Source organism: Rathayibacter sp. AY1E8 (assembly GCF_002931415.1).
In the GTDB taxonomy this organism is placed as follows: Bacteria; Actinomycetota; Actinomycetes; order Actinomycetales; family Microbacteriaceae; genus Rathayibacter.
The window spans coordinates 1-6,565 of sequence record NZ_PSVI01000090.1; the positions used below are offsets into that span (position 1 = coordinate 1).

The window sequence follows — 6,565 nt, forward strand, 5'->3', positions numbered from 1 at the left end:
CGGTCGAGGCGGGCGATCGACTCCTGCTTGCCGAGGATCTCCATCGACTCGAACAGCGGCGGCGAGACGCGGCGCCCGGAGACCGCGGTGCGCAGCGGCCCGTAGGCGATGCGGGGCTTGAGGCCGAGGCCCTCGATCAGCGCGGAGGCGAGCGCCTCCTGGATCGAGGCCGTCAGCCACTCGGACGCGGGGACGAGCTCGAGAGCGCCGATCGAGGCGGCGAGCACCTCGCCGGCGTTCGCGGGCAGGCCCTTCAGCGCGTCCTCGTCGTACTCGAGCGCGTCGGAGGAGGTGAAGAGGAACCCGAGCATCCCGGGGGCCTCCCCCAGCAGGCCGATCCGCTCCTGCACGAGGGGCGCGGCGGCGTCGAGCACCGCGCGCTGCTCGGCGGTCGGCTCGCCCGCGAGCACTCCGGCCGCCACGAGGTACGGGATCGTCCGCTCGGTGAAGTCGTCGACGGCCAGGAGGCGGATGTGGTCGCCGTTGATCGACTCGGCCTTCTTGAGGTCGAAGCGGGCCGGATTGGGGTTCACGTCGGCGACGTCGAAGGCGGCGACCATCTCGTCGATCGAGAAGACGTCGCGGTCGTGCGTGAGCGACCAGCCGAGCAGGGCGAGGTAGTTGACCAGGCCCTCCGGGATGAAGCCGCGGTCGCGGTGGTGGAAGAGGTTCGAGGACGGATCGCGCTTGGAGAGCTTCTTGCTGCCGTCGCCCATCACGTAGGGGAGGTGCCCGAAGCGCGGGACGAAGGTCGTCACTCCGATGTCGATCAGCGCGTGGTACAGCGCGATCTGCCGGGCGGTCGAGGGGAGGATGTCCTCGCCGCGCAGCACGTGGGTGATCTGCATGATCGCGTCGTCGACCGGGTTCACCAGCGTGTAGAGCGGCTGGCCGTTGGGGCGCACCACGACGAAGTCGCTGAAGGAGCCCGCGGGGAACGTGATCGGGCCGCGGACCAGGTCGTCGAAGGACAGGTCGGCGTCCGGCACGCGCAGGCGCAGCGCCGGGGCGCGGCCCTCGGCGCGGAAGGCGGCGCGCTCCTCCTCGGTGAGATCGCGGTCGTGGTTGTCGTACCCGTGCTGCTTCGCGCGGCCGGCCGCCTCGTTGCGCGCGTCGATCTCCTCGGCCGTGGAGTAGCTCTCATAGAGGTGCCCCGAGGCCGTCAGGCGCGCGATCACGTCGAGGTAGACATCGGTGCGCTCGGACTGCCGGTACGGGCCGTGCGGGCCGCCGACTCCGACGCCCTCGTCCCAGTCGAGCTTCAGCCAGCGCAGCGCGTCGAGGATCTGCTCCACGCTCTCCTCGCTGTCGCGGGCGGCGTCCGTGTCCTCGATGCGGAAGACGAACGTGCCGCCGGTGTGGCGCGCGTACGCCCAGTTGAACAGGGCGGTGCGGATGAGGCCGACGTGCGGGGTCCCGGTCGGCGAGGGGCAGAAGCGGACGCGGACGTCGCTCCCGGTCGCGGTCGTGAACGGGTGCGCGTCCGGCGCGCTTTCCAGGGGCGGGGTGAGCTCAGACATACGAGGCCGATCCTACCGGCGGGAGCCGGTGCGGCGCCCGGGATCGCGGGGGCCGTGGCGCCTCCGCCCCGGGCACGGTGCGCGCCTCGCGGCGACTGCTTCTACCGGACAGCACTGCTCCGAGTCAACGGACTCCCCGAGCGAGCAGGAGCAGTGGTGCGCTGACCCCGGGCCTCTCGTCGAGAGGGCCCGAGCGCCGCACCGCAGGCCGCGCCGGGCCTCCGCGCGAGCGTGCCCGGAAGGAGCACTGATGAGCACGATCGATCTCGACCCCCGCACCGACCGCCCGAGCGCCCTCACCGAGGCGGCACGGGAGGAGAAGGACGCCCGCACGCTCTCGCTCTTCCAGGCCGCGGTGAGCGCGGAGGCCGCCGAGGGCGCGCGCATCCGCGAGCGCATCGTGCTCGACCACCTGGGCCTGGCCGAGGCCATGGCCCGCCGGGTCTCCAGGAGCGGAGGCGACTGGGCGGATCTGCGCCAGGTCGCCTACGTGGGCCTCGTGAAGGCCGCCCGCCGCTTCACTCCCGAGCGCGGCGACAGCTTCGCCGCGTTCGCCGTCCCCACGATCACCGGCGAGCTCAAGCGCCACCTCCGCGACCTCGGCTGGATGATCCGGCCGCCGCGCGGCGTGCAGGAGCTGCACCGCCGCTCCGCCGTCGTCGCCGACGAGCTCGCGCAGGAGCTCGGCCGTCACCCCACCGACCAGGAGATCGCCCGCCGCCTCGGAGTGGACGCGGCGGAGGTGGCCGACGCGCGCCTCGCGGGGCATCCGCTCTCCCTCGACGAGACCGTGGGCGAGGGCGGCGTCGGCCTGGGCGACACCCTCGGCGGCGAGGACGACCGGCTGCTCGAGATCGACCGGCGGCACGGGCTCGCCGAGGCCCTCGCCGAGCTCGAGGAGGGCCAGCGCGAGCTCCTGCGGATGCGCTTCGTCGAGGAGCGGACCCAGCAGCAGATCGCCGACGCCCTGGGGACGACGCAGATGCAGGTCTCGCGCCTGCAGCGGCGGATCCTCGCGCAGCTCGCCGACAGGCTCGGCGCCCCCTCGCGCAGCCATCAGCCGCGCGCTCCCCGGGCCCGCGTGGCCACGGTCACTCCGGTCCGACCGGCGACGCGGCTGAAGTCCGCCTGAGGTGGGCCTCGGCACGCGACGGGAGCGACGAGAGGGCGGCGAGGACGTCGTCGACCTGGACCGCGAGCAGCGCCGGGTCCGGCTCGGCGGAGAAGACGTCGCCGCGGCGGAGGGAGGCGTCGGTCAGCACGACGTGCGGCCCCGAGGCCGGAGGGCCCCAGGCCTCGGGCGGTGCCGGACCGAAGATCACGACCGAGGGGACGCCGTACGCGGAGGCGAGGTGCGCGGCTCCGGTGTCGACGGTCACCACGACCTCGGCGGCCGCGACGACCGCGGCGAACCCGCTGAGCGCGAGCTCCCCCGCCAGCACCGCGCCCGTGCCGGCGAGCTCGGCGACGCGGCGGGCGCGGTCGGCCTCGTTCGCGCCCCCGGTGTAGACGACGCGGTGCCCCTCGGCGGTGAGGGAGCGGGCCACCGCGGCGAAGCGCTCCTCCGGCCACTCGCGAGAGCCGTAGAAGGCCCCGATGTGCACGACGGCGGCTCCGGGGGCCGAGGCGGGCTCCTCGGGGACGGCGATCGCGACGTCCTCGGGGTCGGCGTCGAGACCGATCGAGTTCACCAGGCGGGCCCAGCGGGCGCGCTCGAGCTCGCCGTCGATCCAGAGCGGCCGCGGGTCCTCCGGGCCCGCGCCCGGGTCCAGCGCCGGGACGCGGAACTCGAGCGTGCGCTCGGGCGCGATCTCGCGCAGCCGCAGCCGCGACTCCGGGCCGTTGCCGTGGAGGTTCACGCCGAGCTCGACCCGGCCGGCGGCCATCGGCAGCGGGTCGTCGAGTCCGCGGAGGGTGGGCACGAGCGCGTCCAGGCCCTCGACCAGGTCGACGATCGGTTCGAGCCAGGGCGTGGTCGCCATGATCAGCCGGTGGTCCGGGAAGCCTCGGCGCAGGGCCTTGAGCGCCGGGACGGCGACGAGCAGGTCGCCGAGCTTGAGGGCGCGCAGCGCGAGGATCTCCGGAGTCCCGTCCGGGGCGGTGAGAGCGCGCACGGCGTCTCCTTCCTGTCGGAGTCCCCGTACCCCGATGCGCGCACCTCAGACGCGCCGCCCGCAGATGCGAGCGACGCGCCCGGAGGGACCGACTTCCCCGGAAGGGGGTTTACATCCCCGGTCGAGGGGTACGAGGAGAAGGTGAACGACTCCTCCTCCCGGAGCGCCGACGAGCGCGCGAGGGCCCCGCGCCTGCGGGGGATCCTCTTCGACCGCGATGCGACGCTCGTGGTCGACGTGCCCTACAACGGCGACCCGGCGCAGGTCTCCCCGATGCCCACCGCCCTCGCGGCGGTCGAGCGGGCGCGCGAGGCGGGGCTGGCCGTGGGCGTGGTCACCAACCAGTCCGGGATCGCCCGCGGGATCATCGACCGCGGCCAGGCCGACGCGGTGAACCGGCGCGTGGACGAGCTCTTCGGCGGCTTCGACGTGTGGATGCTCTGCCCGCACGGCCCGGAGGACGGCTGCTCCTGCCGGAAACCCCGGCCCGGCATGGTGCTCGGCGCCGCCGAGCAGCTGGGACTGCCGGCACGGTCCCTCGCCGTGATCGGCGACATCGGGGCCGACGTCGGCGCCGCCGCCGCGGCCGGCGCCCGTGGAGTGCTGGTTCCGACTCCGATCACCCGCGCCGAGGAGGTGGACGCCGCCCCGCTGCAGGCGGCGACGCTCCTCGAGGCGGTCGAGCTGCTGCTCGCGATGCAGCCCGACGAGGACGCCGAGTGAGCCGCCGCGTGCTCGTCGCCCGCCTGGACAGCGCGGGAGACGTCCTGCTGTGCGGACCCGCCGTCCGCGCGATCGCGGCCGACGCCGAGGTGCTGCTGCTGAGCGGTCCGCAGGGGGCGCCCGCGGCCGCGCTGCTGCCGGGTCCCTCCTCCGTCCGCACCTGGTGGTGCCCGTGGATCGGCGACGCCTCCCGCCCCGTCGACGGCGAGCTCGTCGACGAGCTGCGCGCGATCGTCGAGGAGTTCGCGCCGGACGAGGCCGTGGTCCTCACCTCCTTCCACCAGTCGCCGCTGCCGCTGGCCCTGCTGCTCCGCCTCGCCGGTGTCGCCCGCATCACGGGCGCCTCGGTCGACTTCGCGGGCGCCCTGCTCGATGTGCGCCTCGTCCCGGGCGAGACCCTCGAGGAGGACCAGCCGGAGCCGGAGCGCGCGCTCGCGATCGCGGCGGCGGCCGGCTTCGCGCTGCCCGCCGGCGACGACGGACGGCTCCGCGTGCGCCGCGAGGGCGTGCTGCCCGCCGCTCTCGAGGGGATCGGCCCCTACGCGGTCGTGCACCCCGGGGCAGCCGTCCCCGCCCGCGCCTGGCCGGCGGCGAACGCGGCCCGCGCCGTCGAGCTGCTGGCGGACGCGGGCCTCGCTGTCGTCGTCACCGGCGGCCCGGGCGAGCGCTCCCTCACGGCCGAGGTCGCGGGCTCCCGCGGCATCGACCTCGGCGGGGCGACGGACTTCGCCGGCGCCGCCGAGGTGCTGGCCGGCGCCGACGTCGTGATCTGCGGCAACACCGGCCCCGCGCACCTCGCCGCCGCGGTCGGCACCCCCGTGGTCAGCCTCTTCGCGCCGGTCGTCCCGGCCGTGCGCTGGGCGCCCTACGGCGTCCCGGTCGCGCTGCTCGGCGACCAGGAGGCGCCCTGCGCCGGCTCGCGCGCCCGCGTGTGCCCCGTCCCCGGCCATCCCTGCCTCGCGGGGGTGAGCGCCGAGGAGGCGGTCGCCGCCGCCCTCCGACTCCGACCCACGACTTCCCCGAGAGAGGCCATCGCATGAGGATCCTGCTCTGGCACGTGCACGGCGGCTGGGCGGACGCCTTCGTCCGCGGCGCCCATACCTACCTGCTCCCCACGACTCCGGCCCGCGACGGCTGGGGCCTGGGCACCGGCGGCCGCGACTGGCCGAGCGCCGTCGAGATCGCCCCCGAGGAGCTGCACGACGCCGACGTCGACGCGGTCCTCCTCCAGAGGCCCGAGGAGCTCGCCGAGGCCGAGCGCCTGCTCGGGCGACGCCTCGGCCGCGACGTGCCCGCCGTCTACGTGGAGCACAACACCCCCCGCGGGGACGTGCCGGACAACCGCCACCCGTTCGCCGACCGCGACGACCTGCTGATCGTCCACGTCACCCACTTCAACGCCCTGATGTGGGACACCGGATCGACGCGGACGACGGTGATCGAGCACGGGATCCACGACCCGGGCCCTCTCTACACCGGCGAGCTGCCGCACTTCGGCGTGGTCGTCAACGAGCCCGTCCGCCGGGGCCGGGTCGCGGGGACCGACCTGCTCCCCCGCTTCGGCGCCGTCGCTCCGCTGGACGTCTTCGGGATGAAGACCGACCGGCTCGCCGAGCTGCCGGGCCTGGAGGACGTGACGGTCCTCGGCGACGTCCGCACGCAGGCGATGCACGGGGCCCTGGCCCGCCGCCGGGTCTACCTGCACCCGTTCCGATGGACCTCCCTCGGCCTCGCACTGCTGGAGGCGATGCACCTCGGGATGCCCGTCGTCGCGCTCGACGTGACGGAGGCGGGGCGCGCCGTCCCGCCCGAGGCCGGAGCGATCTCGAACGACCTCGACGCCCTCGTCGCCTCGGCCCGGGCGCTCGTCGAGGACCCGGACCGGGCCGCCCGCGCCGGCGCCGTCGCCCGCGAGGCCGCGCTCGCGCGCTACGGCCTCGCCCGGTTCCACCGCGACTGGGACGAGGTCCTCGCCGACCTCCCCGGACGCCGGTCGCCGGAGCCCGCTCTGGAAGGGAGCACCCGATGAAGCAGCACCTCTCCGCCGCGCCCGCGCTGACGATCGCCATGGTCTCGGAGCACGCGAGCCCGCTGGCGACCCTCGGCGGCGTCGACGCCGGCGGTCAGAACGTCCACGTGGCGGCGCTCGCCGACGCGCTCGCCCGCCGCGGCCACCGCGTCGTCGTCTACACCCGCCGCGACGACCCC

Annotated in this window: 7 protein-coding genes; 5 read left to right on the plus strand and 2 right to left on the minus strand. The window is 75.4% G+C overall.

Translation table 11 applies throughout. The features are described from left to right. Window positions 1–1,520: glutamate--tRNA ligase (gltX, locus tag C5C74_RS16405; protein WP_104351905.1), on the minus strand; the 1,520-nt coding region annotated here is incomplete at its 3' end. A gap of 250 nt (window positions 1,521–1,770) precedes the next feature. On the opposite strand from gltX, the gene C5C74_RS16410 reads away from it, so the two are divergent. Further along, entirely contained in the window at window positions 1,771–2,652 is an 882-nt protein-coding gene (locus C5C74_RS16410) for a sigma-70 family RNA polymerase sigma factor (RefSeq protein ID WP_104257245.1), read from the plus strand. Here C5C74_RS16410 and C5C74_RS16415 read toward each other — a convergent pair. Beyond that, window positions 2,612–3,634 (minus strand): glycosyltransferase family 9 protein, encoded by a 1,023-nt coding sequence (locus C5C74_RS16415; RefSeq protein WP_104351906.1) that lies wholly within the window; start codon window positions 3,632–3,634, stop codon window positions 2,612–2,614. The two genes, C5C74_RS16410 and C5C74_RS16415, sit on opposite strands and share 41 nt — an antisense overlap. A 141-nt stretch (window positions 3,635–3,775) precedes the next feature. Between C5C74_RS16415 and C5C74_RS16420 the strand changes: the two genes are divergently transcribed. The 4 genes from C5C74_RS16420 to C5C74_RS16435 form a co-directional block, all read left to right on the plus strand. Beyond that, complete coding sequence (locus tag C5C74_RS16420) at window positions 3,776–4,357, plus strand: HAD-IIIA family hydrolase (protein ID WP_104226264.1); 582 nt, start codon at window positions 3,776–3,778, stop codon at window positions 4,355–4,357. Beyond that, entirely contained in the window at window positions 4,354–5,397 is a 1,044-nt protein-coding gene (locus C5C74_RS16425) for a glycosyltransferase family 9 protein (RefSeq protein ID WP_219813501.1), read from the plus strand. Before C5C74_RS16420 ends, C5C74_RS16425 begins: the two co-directional genes overlap by 4 nt. Continuing rightward, window positions 5,394–6,386 (plus strand): glycosyltransferase, encoded by a 993-nt coding sequence (locus C5C74_RS16430; protein WP_104351907.1) that lies wholly within the window; start codon window positions 5,394–5,396, stop codon window positions 6,384–6,386. The genes C5C74_RS16425 and C5C74_RS16430 overlap by 4 nt, the downstream gene beginning before the upstream one ends. Before the next feature lie 26 nt (window positions 6,387–6,412). Then, on the plus strand, window positions 6,413–6,565 hold a 153-nt coding region (locus C5C74_RS16435), incomplete at its 3' end, for a glycosyltransferase (RefSeq protein WP_181134728.1).